At 63.9% G+C, this 360-nt stretch carries 1 pseudogene; it reads left to right on the top strand.

Features of this window, described 5'->3' with window-relative positions:
* A pseudogene (locus tag FDW84_RS19040) lies at positions 1–360 on the top strand (lipoyl synthase); the annotation flags it as partial.

Genomic DNA, 360 nt, shown 5'->3' with positions numbered 1-360 from the left:
CAGGCGATCTGCGATTCCAGGCCCGAGGTGTTCGCGCACAACGTCGAAACCGTGCCGCGGATCTTCAAGCGGATCCGGCCGGCGTTCCGGTACGAGCGGTCCCTGGATGTCATTACCCAGGGCAGGAACCTGGGCATGGTGACCAAGTCCAACCTGATCCTGGGCATGGGTGAAACCCGCGAAGAAATCAGCGAAGCCCTCCGGGACCTGCACGAGGCCGGGTGTGACCTGATCACCATCACCCAGTACCTGCGCCCGAGTGAGCGGCATCTGCCGGTGGACCGGTGGGTCAAGCCGCAGGAATTCGTGGACCTGCAGCACGAAGCCGAGGAGATAGGCTTCCTCGGCGTCATGTCCGGG

The organism is Pseudarthrobacter sp. NamE5, from assembly GCF_005796225.1.
Lineage (GTDB): Bacteria > Actinomycetota > Actinomycetes > Actinomycetales > Micrococcaceae > Arthrobacter.
Note: the sequence above shows the minus strand (reverse complement) of the source record. Positions and strands in the feature narration are given on the sequence as shown.